Below are 16,739 nucleotides of genomic sequence, written 5' to 3'. Positions count from 1 at the left end.
CTTGCCAAAGTCAAGATGATTGGTTATAATCCTACAGAGTCACAAGATACGGCGTCATGAAATAACTGACAAAAAATTTCAGGAGAAATTGTGCTGTGTCAGGTCAAGTCTAGTTTTGTACAATTAAGATTTCTTAACAAACTCTTGTTTTAATTTAATTGCCCCAACGCCAGGAACTTTACAATCAATATTATGCCCATCATTTCCCTCAACAAGTCTAATACCTTTTATTTTTGTACCAACTTTTATACCTGATTGACTACCTTTAACTTTTAAGTCTTTTATAACAGTAACATCATCACCATCTTGTAATATTGTTCCATTTGAATCTTTCACAATTAAGGCATCTTCATCAAGTTCAAGTGAAGAATCTTGTGACCACTCATGAGCACACTCAGGACAGATATATAACTCTCCATCTTCATAAGTATATTCACTTCCACATTTTGGGCAATTTGGTAATTGTTCCATTAACTTCCTTTAAAATAATATAAAACGTATTATATAATAAAAAACTTAGACTCTTTTATTAATCTTCATTACAAATTTCAATAGCTATTTTTAAAAAGCCTGTAAATGCTGCATTATCAAAACTTAATGACCTATTAACATTTTTTTTCATTACATCTAAATAGTCACTATAAATTTTATAAAACTCGTAACTTGGTTTTGGCTTATAAACAATATCCTTAATCTCAAGATATTTTATGATATTTTTTGTTGTAGTTGGTTTGATAAAATAGTTTTTTTGTCTATCCATATAATAAGGGACAACTGAGACAATAGTCCATTTAGCAAGATTATATTGAGATAAAAACTCAACCAATCCCTCAAATCCCTCTTTTTTATTACCATACAATAGTTCATAAATTTCAATACTTAACATATCTTTTTCATAGGAGTTTAATGATGACAACATATCTTTAAATTTTAGTTTATCAAAAAGTGAAACTAAAACTGATTTTTGTATCACTTTAAAATAGTTTTCTAATACTAAATTTGGATTTGAAAAATCTTCTTTTCTAAGATTGTCTTTTGTGAAAAACTCTAATTTTTCTGGATTAAATTTTTTCATTGTTGGAAAAAAATGGGAATCTTCAAATCCCTTTGGGTATTGGTATAAAAACTCAGCTTCTAATTCTTTCAATTTATCAATATTCATGTAAAACTCTTTTTTAAATTTAAAAATATTTTACATCAACATTTATTGTGTTATAATGAAATAAATCTTAATTTGAAGTATTGATTATGAAAACAACAAATACATACTTTAATTCAGAGCATGAGCTTTTAGAATTTGCTAAAAAAGAAAATATTTGTGATGATGAAAAATTGTTAATTCAAATTTTTACTAGCAAAAACAACTTTGAGTTTATTAAAAAGCTATTATCTATATTTACAAAACATTTTCCAAAATCTACACTAATAGGCTCAACTACAGATGGGGAGATCTGCAATGGAAAAGTATCCACAAAAAAAACAGTTATAAGCTTTACTACTTTTGAAAAAACAAATTTAGAAATATATATTTCCAACAAATTCAAGGATTATTTTGAAGGTGGTAAAAACCTAGCCAAATCTCTAATTAAAGATGATACTAAAGTAATTATATCTTTTATTGATGGGTTAAGAGGAAATGGTGAAGATTTTTTAAATGGAATAAATAGTGTTAACAATAATATTATCATATCCGGTGGTTTGGCAGGGGATAATAGTGAATTTAAAAAAACCTATGTTTTTACAAAAGATACAATTTTATTTGATGGAGTTGTTGGTGTAGCATTAAATTCTAATAACCTTAAAATCTTTACAGATTATAGTTTTGATTGGCAAGCAATTGGAAAAAAACTAACAATTACCCATGCAATTGGCAATAGAGTTTTCACAATTGAAGATAAAACGGCTGTGGAAGCATATAATTATTATTTAGGTGAAGCTGTTAGCGAAAAACTTCCAAAAGTAGGAATAGAGTTTCCACTAATAATTCAAAACAATGATTTAAATATAGCAAGGGCAGTAATAGGGAAGGAAGATGATGGCTCATTGATTTTTGCAGGAAATTTAAAAATAAGTGATAAAGTTAGATTTGGTTGTGCAGATTTTGACTCTATATTTAATGAAACTCAAAAACATGTGGATAAACTTTTAGGTACCTGTGTTGAATCAATTTTTATCTATTCTTGCATGGCAAGACGTAGATTTATTCCAGAAGCTATTGAATCTGAAACATCAGTTTATAACAAAATTGCCCCATCTAGTGGATTTTATACATATGGAGAATTTTTTAGTTGTGGAAGAAGTAAATTACTTTTAAATCAAAGTATGACTGTACTTGCATTAAGCGAATCATCAATATGTAAGCAAAATAGAGTTGAGTTTCAAGCTTTAAAGCATTCTAAACTTACTTTACAAGCACTTTCTCACTTAATAAATGTTTCAACAAAAGAGCTTGATATTTTACAAAATAAACTTGAATTCCAAAATCAAACAGACCCTCTTACTAAACTATATAATAGAAGATACTTTTCAGAAGTTTCAAATAATTTATTTAAAATTTCCCATAGAGATTTTAAACCTTTATCTATTGTTATGATTGATATTGATAACTTTAAAAATATAAATGATACCTATGGTCATAGTATAGGAGATAGAGTTATTATAAAACTGGCGAAAACTCTATTTAGACTTAAAAGAGAATCAGATATAACTTGTAGATATGGAGGTGAAGAGTTTATAATGTTACTACCAAATACTTCTATTCGTGGTGCAAGCGTTTATAGTGAAAAGATTCGTAAAAAAGTAGAAGATACTACAGTTGAAATAGAGGAAGAGATAACAATAACATTTACAATTAGTCTAGGTGTTACTCAAATTGATTTTATAAATGATAAAAATATTGAAACTGTTATAAATCGTGCTGATGAAGCCTTATATAAAGCAAAAAAAGAGGGAAGAAACCAAGTGGTTTCTTTATAATAATCTTTCCCTAATATTTAAAATCTCTTCTGGAGATGTTTCACAACAGCCACCTATTATTTTAGCTCCTTTTTGAAACCACAAAAGAGAAAGTTTTGAATACTCAAGTGCACTTATCTCACCTTTTTCCCACACCTTTAGTATAGGATTATATTTAGAGCCTCCATTTGGATAAACTACTATTGGTTTAGAACTAACTGATTTTATATTTTCAATAAGTTTTGGAATATATTGAGGGGCTGTGCAGTTTATTCCAACAGCACTTACACAATCTTGATTTTCTAAAAATTTCATACACTCTTTTATATCATCACCTCCATTTGTAGTACTTTCGTTTTTTGCACTAAAGGTAACCCACGTTGGTATTTTTTTCAATTCCTTTAAAAGTTCACAAATTATTTTTACCTCTTTTAATATAGGAATAGTTTCAATTGCAAGTAAATCAGGTGAAGTTTCAAGTATAATTTCCAACCTCTTTTTATGAAATTGTTTTAGTTCTTCATCACCTATCCCATAATCTCCAGTATACTCAGAACCGTCGGCTAAATAGGCTCCATATGGTCCAATTGAAGCTGCTACAAGTGGTTTTATTCTTTTATTTTTATCTTCTAAGTTTGCCCAGAAGATATCCCTTTCCTCTTTTGCAATATTGATTGAAAGTTTTATAAGATCAACAGCTTTTTCTTCACTAAAACCTTTTTCTAAAAAACCTTCAATACTTGCTTGATATGAAGAGGTAATTATACAGTCTGCTCCTGCTTCTAAGTATTGTCTATGTACCTCTTTTATAACCTCTGGATTTTCATCTAAAAACTTTGCAGACCACAATGAATCATTTACATCATAACCGTTTTTCTGAACTTGAGTACCTAAAGCTCCATCAAGTATTATTGCTTTTTGTTTTTCTAAAAGTTCTTTAAATATGTTCATTTCTACTTCTTTTATTTTTTTGAAATTATACAACTTTTTTATTTAGTTTCATACTAATTAGTAGTAATATAAACTTATTTGCACTATAATTCGATGTTATGAAGGAGTTTAACAATGAACAGTTTAGAAAACTATTTAGGACGAGTTCTAAGTGCCGATTTAGGTAAATTAATTTTAAGAGTTGCACTAGGATTTTTAATGATATTTCATGGTTATAAAAAAGCCATGTTTGGTATTAGTGGAATTGAAGCTTTAGTTGTAAAATCAGGCTTTCCAGCTTTTTTAGCTTATGGTGTATATTTAGGTGAGATTATTGTTCCTTTACTAATAATTATTGGATTATACACTAGAATTAGTAGTTTAATATTTGCAGTAACGATGGGATTTGCTATTTATTTAGTTCACTTTTCTGATTTATTACAAATAAATGATAAAACAGGTGGATTAGTTATCGAATTACCATTACTTTATATGTTATGTGCCATTGCATTGATGTTTATTGGAGCTGGCAAATATAGTATAGATAAGAAGTGATTTCTCCTAAGGAAATCACTTTTAAAATCTTTTTTATATAATCCTTATCTTCAGATTTGTTCCTTTAACTCATAAAAATCATCTATACCTTTTGTGATAGAGTAAATTCTCGTATTTATATTTTTTATAAAAGTTTTATCATGACTTACAACTATTAGAGTGTTTTGATACTCTTTTAAAGCTTGTTCTAAAGATTGTATAGAATCTAGATCCATATGATTGGTTGGTTCATCTAATATTATAAGTTGTATATTATCCAATAAAGCCTTTGCAATAAAAAGTTTTCTAAGCTCTCCAGAACTTGTATTTTCATTGTTTAAAAGATTTTTAGGATTTGAAGATAACCTTTGAATAAGAGTAAAAAGTTCACCTTTTTTTTCATTGTTCAAACTCTTTATTGCTTCAAAAAGATTTTCTTTTTGTTTTAAATCTATCTCTTGGGGAAGATATAAATAGCTTTTAAGGGGTGTTATTTTTGAAATAAGTAGCTTTAAAAAACTGCTTTTCCCTACGCCATTATCACCTATTATGGCTATTTTGTCACCTTTATTCAAAGATAGATTTTCATATTTTAAAATCTTTTTTTCACCTAAATGTAATTGACCTTTTTGCAAAAGAAAAGAGAAGTTCTCTTTTTTACTCTTTTCATCTTTTATTGAAATACCTTTGTCAAAACTTTTTTCTATTTCATTTTTTTTAGAGGACAACTCTTGGGCTTTTTTAGAAAAACTTGTCACAAGTTTTGAATCAGACTTATCTTTTCCTGTAAGTTTTGCTAAGTTTATTTTCTCTTTTAGACTTTTATCTTTTGTATCTATATTTTTTTTGGACAATCTGCTTTTTGATTGGGATACTTTCTCTTTTTGTACTTGAATATTGTTTTGCAATTTTTTCACTTTACTGTTTATATTTTCATTCTCTTTTTGCAAAAAGTTAAAATATAAATCTAACTCTTCTATTGCCTTTTGGAAAGTGGTTTTATAGTTATAGATTTTTTTATTTTTTATAATAACTGTGTTATTACACAAAGAGTTCAAAAGTTCTCTGTCATGGCTTATTAAAATACCAATGCCTTTAAAGTTTTTCAAACTCTTTATCAATATCTCTTTTGTTTTTATATCCAGATGATTACTTGGTTCATCAAGCAATAAAACATCAGGCTCTAAAAAAAGAGCAATGGCTATTTGTATGCGTTTTCGCTCGCCGAAACTTAGAGTTTCCCACCTATAAAACCACTCCTCTTCTATGTGAAGCAACTCTTTTAGCTTAAATGTTTTTGTATTGTATGTATAAAGAAACTCTTCAAAACCATTTGGTTTTTCATGAAGTTCTTGTTCACAATAATAGACCAATTCATTGCCAACGATATTTCCCTCTTGGGGTTTTAAAATTTTAGCAATAAGTTTAAAAAGTGTGGTTTTCCCTGAACCATTTGAACCAACTAAACAGCTCCAACCCTTTTCAAAACTCAAATTAAGATTTGAAAATATTTCACTGCTTGTGTATTTAAAAGTAAGATTATTTATTTGTAGATATTGCATATAAATTCCTTGAACTATCTATATTTAGTATCAAGGATAAGTTAGATTTTACCCTTGAATTAGAGTAAAGTGTTCATTGTTTTTTCCTTTTTTATTTATGCGATAGTATATCACTTTTCATTTTATAGTTATTTAAAAATTCTATTGCATTCATTTATTTAACTTTTTTAGACTATTTTTTACTAATAGCTTATGAAAAGGTTTGATTATATTCATATAAATTTTTCCAAACCCATTATTATATTTTACAATGGTAGACAACATCACTTTATCATCTTTTTTGAAAAAAGAAACACAAAAATCTAAATGCCAATCTTTCTCTCCTGCTATTATCTCTGTATCACTTATGTAATATATTTTAAATAACCCTATTTTACTTCCAACTGTAAAATCATCATTTATATTTTTATCAACAGTTTTTACACCAAATATTGACATGATTTTATTTCTTATATACATTAAAAAATCTGTTGTTTTAGACTTACTATTTACAAGTTCTAAATAGAGTTCTTTAATAGTTTCACCACTTGAGACTTTTGTTTCAAAACTATCAGTATAATCTACTCTATCAATATATTCTAATACTTTTGAATCATAAATTATACTTGACAAACATATACCCTTTATTTTAAAAGTAACTTTTCTTTTTGTTTTTTTGTTAGTTTAGATACTATTAAATCATATGATTCATTGACCATATCTTTTACTATATCTTCTTTCATAGTCCCATCTAAGGTTATAGTATTCCAATGCTTTTTATTCATATGATAACCTGGATTTACGCACCCATAAATATCTCTATAGGCTATTGCATCATTTGGATCACATTTTAAATTTATATTTAATGGAGTTTTTTTCAAACTAATAAGACCAAACATTTTATCCATAACTTTAAAGACAATAGTATCATCGCCAAAAGGAAAATCTTTTGTTGCACCTTGTTTAGCCATAAATATAGATTCTATTTGTTCTAAGTTCATTATTTATTAATTCTTTTTTAATTTTTTAGTTTGTTGAAGCAATCGCATTATTACCTAGATATTTTACTTATAAATGCCTTTGTTTTTCCTCTTTTAAAAAAGAGATTTTATTTCTTTTTGTCTCTATATAAACTACATATCTTCTAGACTATATCCAATATATTGTATCTTATATTTTTTAAAGTTTTTTTCCAATTTTTTAGATTTTTCTTCTAACAAATCTATATCTATTTTCTTAGCATTTAATTTCACTTCTGCTATTAAAACTTTTTTTTCTAGTTCATTTAATGCAACTATATCTATTTCATTTTGATTTGATTTTTCCCAATAAGTTCCTAGTTGAGAATAGTTTTTTTCAAGTTGTAATTTTTCAATAAAATACTTTTCTAAAAACTTTCCACTATACATAGAAAAATCTCTTCTAATTATATCTTTAACAAACTCATAATTTTCAATCTCAATAGCACTTTTATATTTATAAATAAACCTAAACCAAAAGTTAAAATAGTTATCAATTATCTCGTATTTGACAACCCTACTACCCTCTTTAGAAAAGATAGGTTTAATCTTTTTTATCAAAGTATAATCATTTTCCAATTTGTCTAAATATCCACCAATATTTTTTTCTAGGACTGATTCAATCTGACTTCTTGAAGTTTTAGAACTAGCTATTAAAGATAAAATAGAGAAATATGTAGTGTATTCTTTACCAAACTCTTCTACAAGTAAATTCTTGCCCTCTTCTAAAAATAGTGAAAAATCACTAAATATTACTTCTAATTGTTTTTCAAAAGTAAAAGCTTGTTTTTCTACAAAAATCTCTACATATTTTGCAACCCCACCTGTAAATATATAAAAAGATAATAGGTCTTTATTTTTATACTTTGGATAGTTTTCTTCTAAGATCTCTTTTAAAGTGTTTATAGTAAAACTTTTTAGATGAATTTTATTATTTGCCCTACCAAACAAAGGTTCTTTTTTGTCTTCAAATATTTTTTTCATCAGTGAATATATAGAACCACTTAAAACTAAATTCATTTTAGATTTATCTTTATACTCATCCCAAATATTTTGCATATCACTATAAATAGAACTATTTATTTGTAAAAACTCTTGAAACTCATCTATTACAAAGGTAAAGGGCTTTGTCATAGATAAGTTCATTAGATACTCAAATAAATTTTTAAAAGATGTAAACTGTCCAAAAACCTTAATAGCTAAAGTATTTTCAATAATATCTATAAACTCAGCACAAAGTAAAGCTTCATTTTTCTTTGATACAAAAAGATATACTTTATTTTTATATGCTTCTTTTATAAGTTTTGTTTTACCAATCCTTCTTCTACCAACTATAACAGTCATCTTTGAAGAAGACAAGGAAGATTTTTGTATATCTTTTAAGTTTTCTAACTCTTTTTCTCTATTATAAAATTTCATCTTATCTCTTTATAGTAATATAGGTTACTGTAATGTATATTACTATAATTTATTTGATTTGTAAAGATATACTTACTTTTTAGTACAGATGAAAGCATAGCTACTCCATGCTCAGTAAAAGCGTATGGTGTAGTTCTTGTTTTAGAAAATTTTGTGGTCACAAATTGTGACCGCAAAACTTCAAACTCTTCCTTTGTGAAGAGTTTGGTTTAAAAATTTCTAATCAAATCTTCATATACTTTACAAAGACCTTCAACTTCTTTTACTGTTGTTCTTTCACCAACAGAGTGAATAGTATCGTTTATCACTCCAAATTCTATAGCTTCAATCCCAAAGCTACCAAAATATCTGGCATCAGAAGTTCCACCGTGAGTTGAATGTTTTGTTTTTAGTCCTAAAACCTTTTGAATTGAATCTTCCATAGCTTTTACCACTTTTGATTCTTTATTTGTAACAAATGGAAAAGAACCTTGAGTTGTTCTAAAGTCATATTCTAAACCATTTAGTTTTTCATGGATAAACTCTTCAACTGATTCTCTTGTAGTATTTGTAGAGTTTCTTACATTGAACATAAGTTTTAGTTCATTTGGAGTTACATTTGTAACTTCCATACCACCTCTTATATCTGTGATAACCATTTTACTTGGAGCGAAATATTCATCTCCATTATCTAAATTATATCCAGCAATTTGAGGTAAAATGTGAGCGAAGTTGTGAACCGGATTTATACATTTTTCAGGGTATGCAGCATGTCCTTGTTTACCTTTAATTGTAATATATCCATTGATACTTCCTCTACGCCCTACTTTAATGGCATCTCCAAAAATCTCTTCGCAAGTTGGCTCTGCTACAACCGCATATTGTGGAATAAAATCAATCTCTTTTAAGTGTTCAAGCATTTTGATGGTTCCATATGTACCCTCACCCTCTTCGTCACTTGTCATTAGAATACTTAATGTCCCATCAAAATCAACAGCATGTTTACAAGCATATAAAAAAGCAGCATCTCCACTTTTCATATCTTGTGTTCCTCTTGCTGTTATAACACCATCAATGATATCTGCAGCAAAGGGGTCTACATCCCAACCTTGTCCTGGTGGTACCACATCAATATGTCCTGCAAAACATAAATGTTGTGGATTTTCATTAAATTTTTTATAATAAAATCTATTTTTAACACCTTCCATATCAACACTGATACACTCCCAAGTATCTCCAAGATACTCAGCAATAAAATCAAATGCACCATCATCATCAGGTGTAACAGATTTAAATTTTAATAGCTTTTGAAATAACTCTATAACTGTCATTAATTGTTCCTTTTAGTTGGTGTGATTTTAGCCAAGTTAATATTATTTTGTTATAATAGAGAAAATAATGAAGAAAATTAGGACTATATTAAGGAATAAACCAAAGGATTAATTATGAAAAAAAATAGTATCTATATAACCCTTATATCCATTGTTGCAATATATGCTATTGTTGGATTTGTAGCTGTACCAAAATTACTAAAGCCACAAATTCAAAAGATTTTAAATGAAAACCTTACCCAAAAAGCTAAATTAGAAAAAATTGAATTTAATCCTTTTTTATTAAAATTATCTTTACAAAACTTAGAAATTTACAACGAAAAAGAGACTACAGCAAAAATAGATAATATTTATGTTGATTTTGCTGTTTTAAGGTCAATTGATGAACTTCATATAGCTTTTAAAGATTTAAAACTTGTCAATCCCTATGTAAATATTATTGAATATGAAGATGGAACTTTTAACCTACAAAAACTTTTAAAAGAGAAAGAAGAGGAAAAAACTAAAGAGGAAACAAAAACTGCTAGTTCAGATATAAAGTTTCAGATATATAGAACTATTTTAGAGAATGCAACTATTAATTTTACAAAATTAAATGAAGAGGATGAGCCATATAAATTAAATATTAGTAAATTTGATTATACATTTTATGATATGGGTACATTTAGAAATATTTTAGCTTCACACTCTTTAAGAATGTTGATTAATCAAAACAGTGAATTAGAGATAAATGGAGGCTTAAAACTTGCTCCATTTAAAATGTATGGAAATATAGAACTAAGAAATATTAGACCAAAAGAGTTTTTAGACTATAAAAAAGATTTGGTAAATTTTGACCTAAATGAGGACTCTTTTATTAATCTAAAAATAGGTTATAAAGTTGATACTGAAAATAAATTAGATGTGATTTTAAATGATGGTTATCTAGCATTAAATAAACTTAATATTTCAAAAGATGAAAAAACACTAACTTCTTTAGAAAATTTTGTAATTGATAATATAAACCTTCAATACCCAAAAAACAATATTGATATAGATACAATAGCTTTAAATCAATTAAATCTAAATGCCATAATAGATGAAAAAGGTGAAATTAACTTTGCAAATTTAATTGTAAATGATGAAAAAAACGTTGTAGAAGTTAAAAACAATGAAATAGAAACAAATGATTCACAAGAAGAGAGTAAAAAATGGATTATCTCTTTAAAAAACTTTGATTTAAAAAAATCAAATATAAAATTTGACGATTTATCAAATAAACTTTTTACAAAAACAAATGATTTAAATATTGCATTAAAAGATTTAAATATTGATGGTGATGACATTACCCTTGCAAAGTTATCTTTGTCAAAACCAACTATTACAATCAATGATAATAAAAACAATTTATCAATTTTAAATAAAGAGTTGGAAATAGATGCAAACAATTTTTCTTTTACAAACTCAAATATCTTACTTGATGAAATAAACATAAAAAATAGTGCTTTAGATTTTGAAGATTTAAAAAATAAAAACACTATTTTTAGTAAAAAAACTGATTTATATATTAGTAAAATCAACAAAGAGAATGAGAATATAAATATTTCAGATATTAAATTAACAAACCCATCTATCTATTTTTTAGACAAGAAAAACTCTATAAATGTTGTGGCTAATTCAAATACAATGACAGCTAAAAACTTTAGCCTAAAGGGAAATGATATATCACTTGATGAAACAAGATTAACTATTCCAACTATTAAATTCAATGATAAAAAAAGTAAAATGAATGTCACAACAAAAAGCCTAAATCTAAGTGCTTTTAATACAACGCTAAAAGAGGAAAAACTAAATATTAAAACAATTAGATTAGCTAAACCATCAGTTTATTTAGTTGATAACAAAAACAATCAAAATATTGTTGCAAAAAACATTAATATAAATGTAAACAAAATCTCTTTTGATAACAATAATTTAAAAATTCAATCTTCAAATATAAATAAACCCTATGTATCAATTACACTTGGAAAAAAAGAGGAATCAAAAGAGAAAGAAGTTGAAGAAAAAACAGTAAAAAAAGTTTCAAAACAAAAAAGTGATTTTAAATTTGATGTAGGTCCAGTAAAAATACAAAATATGAAAATGACTTTTGAAGATAAAAATCTTCCAATCCCATTTAAAACAAATATAGATGAATTAGAAGGTAGTTTTTCAAGACTAAACTCAAGTAATTCAAAACCTACAAAACTTCAATTAGAAGGAAAAGTTGATAAATATGGTTATACAAAAATTGTTGGAACTGTAGATATAAATGATATTAAATTACTAACAGATACAAATTTATTATTTAAAAATATTGCAATTAAAAACTTTACACCTTACTCAGGTAAATTTGTAGGAAGAAAAATTGATAGTGGGAAATTAAATTTAGATTTAAAATACAATATCAAAAAATCTGATTTAAGTGCACAAAACTCTGTTATTATAAGTGATATTAAATTAGGTGAAAAAGTTGAAAGTCCTGATGCAGTAAATCTTCCATTGGAACTTGCAATTGCCCTATTAGAAGATTCAGATGGAATTATAGATATTGATTTACCTATCTCAGGAAATGTTGATGACCCTCAATTCTCAATTGCACCTATTGTCTGGAAAGTATTTACAAATTTAATTGTAAAAGCAATAACTTCACCATTTGCATTACTTGGAGCTATGTTAGGAATTGATGAAGAAAAAATAAAAAGTATGGATTTTGAGTTTGGTAAAAGCGATATTATCCCTTCTGAAAAAGAGACTTTAGATAGTATTGCAAAACTTTTAGCAAAAAAACCAAAACTCGCAATAAAAATAAAACCAATTTATAACCCTCAAAAAGACAAAAAAGCACTTCAAGATATAAAATTTGAACAGTTTGTTTTAAAAAGAATGGAAAAAATACCTCAAGGGGATGATTATAAAGAAGCTTTAGAAGAGTTTTATAATGAATTAAAAGATGTAAAAGAATTAGATAAAATAAAAGAAACATATTATAAAAAAGACAAAAATGGAAAAGAGTATTTTGAAACTGATAGATATACAGAATACCTAAGAAGTTTTCTTGCTTCTAAACAAAATGTTTCAGAAAAAGAGTTGATTTCAATTACAGAAAAAAGAATTGATAATATCAAAAACTACTTATTTAATATAAAACAAGTTTCAAAAGAATCTATTATTATAGATGATATTACAAAACAAGAAGATGAGAAAAATAAATGGGCTGTGTTTAACTTTGATGTTTCCACAAAATAGAATTATTAGTTTAAGTTATAATATATTTATTTAATTTACTTATAATAATTATTAGGTTAGTATTCTATTAAATTTAAAATAAATGGAATACTATGAATAAATTTTTTATCTTACTGTTAATTTTTATTATTGGATTTTTTACTTATGGGATAGTAACTAAGGAATCAAATGATCCTATAAAAAAACAAAAAAGATTAAGTTGTCAAACAAAAACTACAACTTTTGAAAAAATAGCCAATAAACAACTTGCACAAGAAGCTATTAAACTTCTTGAAAGTTCTAATTATATTATAAAATCTAGAATTGAAAAATCTGTATATATGGAATCACAAATTGATAAACATATATGTGAAGAGAAAGCAAATGAATATTTAAATAAAAGTATAAGTAGATATTTAAAAACAAAAGAAGAAAAAGAACAAAAACTTTTAATTGATTATTATATACTTGAAAATGATAAAGAAGATAAGGGTAAAAAAGGAACAAAGTGTAAACTTTATGCAGGTTATCTAGTCTTTGAATTTAAACTTGACAATAAACTAATTTATAAGATACAAACTGATTATATGAATATGGATACAAGTGATATTCCAGAGAGAATGGATTGTGTCATAAAATCGTTTATAACATTAAAAAACTAAAAAAGGAAATTAAATGAAACAAAAAATATTTAAAGATAAATACCATATTTTTGAGATTGAATTTTCAAAAAATGAATTAAAATTTAAAAATGTAAATGAGATATTAGCGGCTCTAAAAGATAAAATTGATGCGCATCCTGTAATAGCTTATATTTCAACATTTGATCAGTTTTCACAAACAAAAAGAGTAGATGGAGTTATAAGAGAAGATATAAAAGATGCAAAAAACATTATATTTTGTTTTGGTAAAGAGATACCAACTCCTGAGGTTTTAGCTGTAAGACCAAGGGCAATAGGTGTTTGTGAATTAGAAGACTCTTTTGTAGTAAACTTTTTGGAAGCGCCAAATGAACAAGCAAATATAATCATGGAAGAAATGATTAAATCATTAAAAGACTAGTTTTAACTAGTCTTTTTTTTATTATTAATTCTTACTACTAAATATAAAAAAATAATTAATATTTTAAATAATAATATAAAACTCATTAAGAATATTAAATTACAATATATCTAATAAAAAAATAATTTTATTAAATAAAAAGTTTTTTTAACTTGAAAATTATAAAAAAATTATGTTAAACTAATGTAATGAAATTATAAAAAGTTGAAGGATATTTATGGGAGTTGATTATTTAGATGAAAACTTAAATATATTTCTCTCAGAAATAATAGATCAAGCAGTAAATGGAATGCTAATTACTGATCCAAAAAAACCTGACAATCCCATAATCTATGCAAATAAAAGTTTCTATAAAATGTTTGATTATACTAAGGATGAAGTTTTAGGTAGAAATTGTAGATTTTTGCAAACTACCAATAGAGAACAAAAAGCAATAGATGAAATAAGAGAGGCAATAAAAAAACAAAAAGCAATCACGACAATTGTAAAAAATCAGAAAAAAAATGGTGAAATTGTTCACTGTGAATTAACAATAACTCCAATTTTTGATAAAAACAATGTATTACAATTTTTTTTAGGTATTCAAAAAGATGTTACAAGAGAAGTTGAAATAACAGATAAAATGAATACAGCTCAAAGGTTAGCAAATATTGGTAACTGGGAATATGATATTATGAATAATAATCTTTTTTGGTCTGATCAAATATATAAAATTTTTGAAATAGATAAATCAAATTTTGAACCCTCTTATGAAAATTTTTTAAATGTAATTCATCCAGATGATAAAGAGATGGTAAATAATGCATATTTGAACTCACTTAAAACAAGAAAATCTTACTCTATTCAACATAGACTAAAAATGAAAGATGGAAGAATAAAATATGTTGAAGAAAAATGTGATAACTACTTTGACAAAGATGGTAATCCATACAAATCTGTTGGAACAGTTCAAGATATAAGTCAAATAAAAGAGATTGAATATGAATTAAAAAGGACTATATCTTTATTTGAAAACTACAAAGTTGCCATGGATAAATCAAGTATTGTCTCAAAGTCAGATTTAACAGGGAAAATAACTTATGTAAATGAAAACTTATGTAAGATAAGTGGATATACAAAAGAGGAATTAATTGGCAAACCCCATAGTATAATTAGACATCCTGATAATCCAAAGTCAATTTTTAAAGAGATGTGGACAACAATTAAATCAAAAAAAGTTTGGAAAAAAACATTAAAAAATATTACTAAAAGTGGAGATTACTATTGGGTAGATATTACAATCGTACCTATCCTTGATGATAAAAACGAAATTATTGAATATATTGGTATAAGACATGATGTAACCAAAACCATTGAACAACAAGAAAAATTAGATAGCATTGTAAATACTGATATTTTAACAAATTTAGGAAATAGATATAAACTTATAAATGATATAAACAAAAGTACTAAACCTGCACTTGCCATTATAAATATCGATAGATTTTCAGAAGTAAATGATTTTTATGGATACATAATTGGAGATGAAATCCTTAAAAAATTTGCAGAAAAACTAAACTTTATAAAAGGTTCTAATTGCTGTAACCTCTATCGTTTACATAGTGATGAGTTTGTAATTTTTTATGAAGATATAAATCCTGATTTATTTTTAGAAAAAATTGAATCCATAAATGCTCAACTAAAAAAAGAAAATTTTTATATAGATAATGAAGATTTTATAAATTTAAATTTTACTATGGGTATCTCCTTTGAACAAAGAGATAGAATTTTAAATACTGCAACGATGTCTATTAAGATTGCAAAACAACAAAATGAAGATATTTTAGTTTATAAAGATGAAATCTCTTTAGACAAAGAGTATGAAAACAATATAAAATGGACTAAATCAATTAAAGATGCCATAGAAAAAGACAATATACTAGCTGTATACCAACCAATTATAAATAACCAAACTTTAAAGGCTGAAAAGTATGAGGCTTTAGTTAGAATTAGAAAAGAAGATAAATTAATATCACCATACTTTTTTCTAGAAATTTCAAAGAAAACTAAATTTTATAATCAAATTACTAAGATAATGATAGAAAAAACCATACAAAAGTTCAAAAATCTTGAATATAATTTTTCGATAAATCTAACAATTGAAGATATTTTAAACAATGAAATAAAAGAGTTTATTTATAAAATATTATCAGACTCTCAAATTGGCAAAAAAATTGTTTTTGAAATAGTTGAATCTGAATCTATTGAAAACTTTGAAATTGTTTTAGATTTTATTAAAAAAGTTAAATCTTTTGGATGTAGAATTGCTATTGATGATTTTGGTACTGGTTATAGTAATTTTGAATATCTTTTAAAACTTAAAGCAGATTATATAAAAATAGATGGTTCTTTAATAAAAAATATTGATAAAGATATTCTTAGTGAAAAAGTATGCAAAAATATAGTAAATTTTGCAAAAGATTTGGGGATGAAAACAATTGCAGAATTTGTTGAAAATGAATCAATCTTAAAAAAAGTACAAGAGTTAGGAATAGATTACTCACAAGGATACTTATTTAGTGCACCCCTTGAAAATCTAAAAAATATAAACACGAATAAAGTGTACTAGTTAAGACTTAATCTGACAATTTACTAAAAAATAAAGTACAATTTCTCCTAGATAATAGATTTAGGAGAAATTAAAATGAATCTACATACACAAGAAAAAATCATAAAGAATAAAC

General features: G+C 25.7%; 14 protein-coding genes and 1 pseudogene. 6 read left to right on the top strand and 9 right to left on the bottom strand.

Going from position 1 to position 16,739, the window contains the following annotated elements; translation table 11 throughout:
• Nucleotides 1-123: 123 nt before the first annotated feature.
• Both FDK22_RS15510 and FDK22_RS15505 read right to left on the bottom strand, forming a co-directional pair.
• On the bottom strand, nt 124-471 hold the full coding sequence (locus FDK22_RS15510) for a zinc ribbon domain-containing protein YjdM (protein ID WP_138153906.1): 348 nt from the start codon (nt 469-471) through the stop codon (nt 124-126).
• 58 nt (nt 472-529) lie between these two features.
• Nucleotides 530-1,162 (bottom strand): hypothetical protein, encoded by a 633-nt coding sequence (locus tag FDK22_RS15505; protein WP_138153905.1) that lies wholly within the window; start codon nt 1,160-1,162, stop codon nt 530-532.
• Between the two features lie 86 nt (nt 1,163-1,248).
• Between FDK22_RS15505 and FDK22_RS15500 the strand changes: the two genes are divergently transcribed.
• Nucleotides 1,249-2,976 carry a sensor domain-containing diguanylate cyclase gene (locus FDK22_RS15500; protein ID WP_138153904.1) on the top strand — a complete coding sequence of 576 codons (1,728 nt, stop codon included), beginning with the start codon at nt 1,249-1,251 and terminating at the stop codon, nt 2,974-2,976.
• Here the strand turns inward: FDK22_RS15500 and mmuM are convergent.
• The gene (gene mmuM / locus FDK22_RS15495; protein ID WP_138153903.1) at nt 2,971-3,906 is read right to left on the bottom strand and encodes a homocysteine S-methyltransferase; all 936 of its coding nucleotides are present in this window, start codon (nt 3,904-3,906) and stop codon (nt 2,971-2,973) included. The genes FDK22_RS15500 and mmuM overlap by 6 nt on opposite strands.
• A gap of 114 nt (nt 3,907-4,020) precedes the next feature.
• Between mmuM and FDK22_RS15490 the strand changes: the two genes are divergently transcribed.
• Complete coding sequence (locus tag FDK22_RS15490; protein ID WP_138153902.1) at nt 4,021-4,440, top strand: DoxX family protein; 420 nt, start codon at nt 4,021-4,023, stop codon at nt 4,438-4,440.
• A 50-nt stretch (nt 4,441-4,490) separates the two neighbouring features.
• Here FDK22_RS15490 and FDK22_RS15485 read toward each other — a convergent pair whose 3' ends face one another.
• The 6 genes and pseudogenes from FDK22_RS15485 to dapE all read right to left on the bottom strand — a co-directional run bounded on the left by FDK22_RS15485 (nt 4,491) and on the right by dapE (nt 9,708).
• Nucleotides 4,491-5,981, bottom strand: a complete 1,491-nt coding sequence (locus FDK22_RS15485; RefSeq protein WP_138153901.1) for an ATP-binding cassette domain-containing protein — start codon at nt 5,979-5,981, stop codon at nt 4,491-4,493.
• 150 nt (nt 5,982-6,131) lie between these two features.
• Complete coding sequence (locus FDK22_RS15480; RefSeq protein ID WP_171013018.1) at nt 6,132-6,593, bottom strand: DUF2867 domain-containing protein; 462 nt, start codon at nt 6,591-6,593, stop codon at nt 6,132-6,134.
• A gap of 11 nt (nt 6,594-6,604) precedes the next feature.
• Entirely contained in the window at nt 6,605-6,961 is a 357-nt protein-coding gene (locus tag FDK22_RS15475; RefSeq protein ID WP_138153899.1) for an MmcQ/YjbR family DNA-binding protein, read from the bottom strand.
• 132 nt (nt 6,962-7,093) lie between these two features.
• The gene (locus FDK22_RS15470) at nt 7,094-8,398 is read right to left on the bottom strand and encodes an ATP-binding protein (protein WP_138153898.1); all 1,305 of its coding nucleotides are present in this window, start codon (nt 8,396-8,398) and stop codon (nt 7,094-7,096) included.
• Nucleotides 8,395-8,583, bottom strand: a pseudogene (locus tag FDK22_RS15980) (ORF6N domain-containing protein); the annotation flags it as partial. The pseudogene FDK22_RS15980 and the gene FDK22_RS15470, both read right to left, overlap by 4 nt.
• Before the next feature lie 24 nt (nt 8,584-8,607).
• Nucleotides 8,608-9,708, bottom strand: coding sequence for a succinyl-diaminopimelate desuccinylase (gene dapE, locus FDK22_RS15460; protein WP_138153896.1), 1,101 nt, complete (start codon nt 9,706-9,708; stop codon nt 8,608-8,610).
• Between the two features lie 114 nt (nt 9,709-9,822).
• On the opposite strand from dapE, the gene FDK22_RS15455 reads away from it, so the two are divergent.
• The 4 genes from FDK22_RS15455 to FDK22_RS15440 all read left to right on the top strand — a co-directional run bounded on the left by FDK22_RS15455 (nt 9,823) and on the right by FDK22_RS15440 (nt 16,624).
• Entirely contained in the window at nt 9,823-12,975 is a 3,153-nt protein-coding gene (locus FDK22_RS15455; RefSeq protein ID WP_138153895.1) for a DUF748 domain-containing protein, read from the top strand.
• A 92-nt stretch (nt 12,976-13,067) separates the two neighbouring features.
• Nucleotides 13,068-13,616, top strand: coding sequence for a hypothetical protein (locus FDK22_RS15450; protein WP_138153894.1), 549 nt, complete (start codon nt 13,068-13,070; stop codon nt 13,614-13,616).
• Between the two features lie 13 nt (nt 13,617-13,629).
• On the top strand, nt 13,630-14,016 hold the full coding sequence (locus FDK22_RS15445) for a DUF6858 family protein (protein ID WP_138153893.1): 387 nt from the start codon (nt 13,630-13,632) through the stop codon (nt 14,014-14,016).
• Between the two features lie 217 nt (nt 14,017-14,233).
• Nucleotides 14,234-16,624 (top strand): GGDEF domain-containing phosphodiesterase, encoded by a 2,391-nt coding sequence (locus FDK22_RS15440; RefSeq protein ID WP_138153892.1) that lies wholly within the window; start codon nt 14,234-14,236, stop codon nt 16,622-16,624.
• Nucleotides 16,625-16,739: the final 115 nt, after the last annotated feature.

The sequence above is a fragment of the Arcobacter arenosus genome, assembly GCF_005771535.1.
GTDB classification, from domain to species: domain Bacteria; phylum Campylobacterota; class Campylobacteria; order Campylobacterales; family Arcobacteraceae; genus Halarcobacter; species Halarcobacter arenosus.
This window is presented reverse-complemented; position numbering and strand designations above follow the sequence as displayed.

What these genes read in the sequence shown, in the direction of transcription:
- FDK22_RS15490 (WP_138153902.1), top strand. Translation starts at nt 4,021, where the DNA reads ATGAACAGTTTAGAAAACTATTTAGGACGAGTTCTAAGTGCCGATTTA.
- FDK22_RS15440 (WP_138153892.1), top strand. Translation starts at nt 14,234, where the DNA reads ATGGGAGTTGATTATTTAGATGAAAACTTAAATATATTTCTCTCAGAA.
- FDK22_RS15475 (WP_138153899.1), bottom strand. Translation starts at nt 6,961, where the DNA reads ATGAACTTAGAACAAATAGAATCTATATTTATGGCTAAACAAGGTGCA.
- FDK22_RS15470 (WP_138153898.1), bottom strand. Translation starts at nt 8,398, where the DNA reads ATGAAATTTTATAATAGAGAAAAAGAGTTAGAAAACTTAAAAGATATA.
- FDK22_RS15510 (WP_138153906.1), bottom strand. Translation starts at nt 471, where the DNA reads ATGGAACAATTACCAAATTGCCCAAAATGTGGAAGTGAATATACTTAT.
- FDK22_RS15500 (WP_138153904.1), top strand. Translation starts at nt 1,249, where the DNA reads ATGAAAACAACAAATACATACTTTAATTCAGAGCATGAGCTTTTAGAA.
- FDK22_RS15505 (WP_138153905.1), bottom strand. Translation starts at nt 1,162, where the DNA reads ATGAATATTGATAAATTGAAAGAATTAGAAGCTGAGTTTTTATACCAA.
- FDK22_RS15455 (WP_138153895.1), top strand. Translation starts at nt 9,823, where the DNA reads ATGAAAAAAAATAGTATCTATATAACCCTTATATCCATTGTTGCAATA.
- FDK22_RS15450 (WP_138153894.1), top strand. Translation starts at nt 13,068, where the DNA reads ATGAATAAATTTTTTATCTTACTGTTAATTTTTATTATTGGATTTTTT.
- mmuM (WP_138153903.1), bottom strand. Translation starts at nt 3,906, where the DNA reads ATGAACATATTTAAAGAACTTTTAGAAAAACAAAAAGCAATAATACTT.
- dapE (WP_138153896.1), bottom strand. Translation starts at nt 9,708, where the DNA reads ATGACAGTTATAGAGTTATTTCAAAAGCTATTAAAATTTAAATCTGTT.
- FDK22_RS15445 (WP_138153893.1), top strand. Translation starts at nt 13,630, where the DNA reads ATGAAACAAAAAATATTTAAAGATAAATACCATATTTTTGAGATTGAA.
- FDK22_RS15485 (WP_138153901.1), bottom strand. Translation starts at nt 5,981, where the DNA reads ATGCAATATCTACAAATAAATAATCTTACTTTTAAATACACAAGCAGT.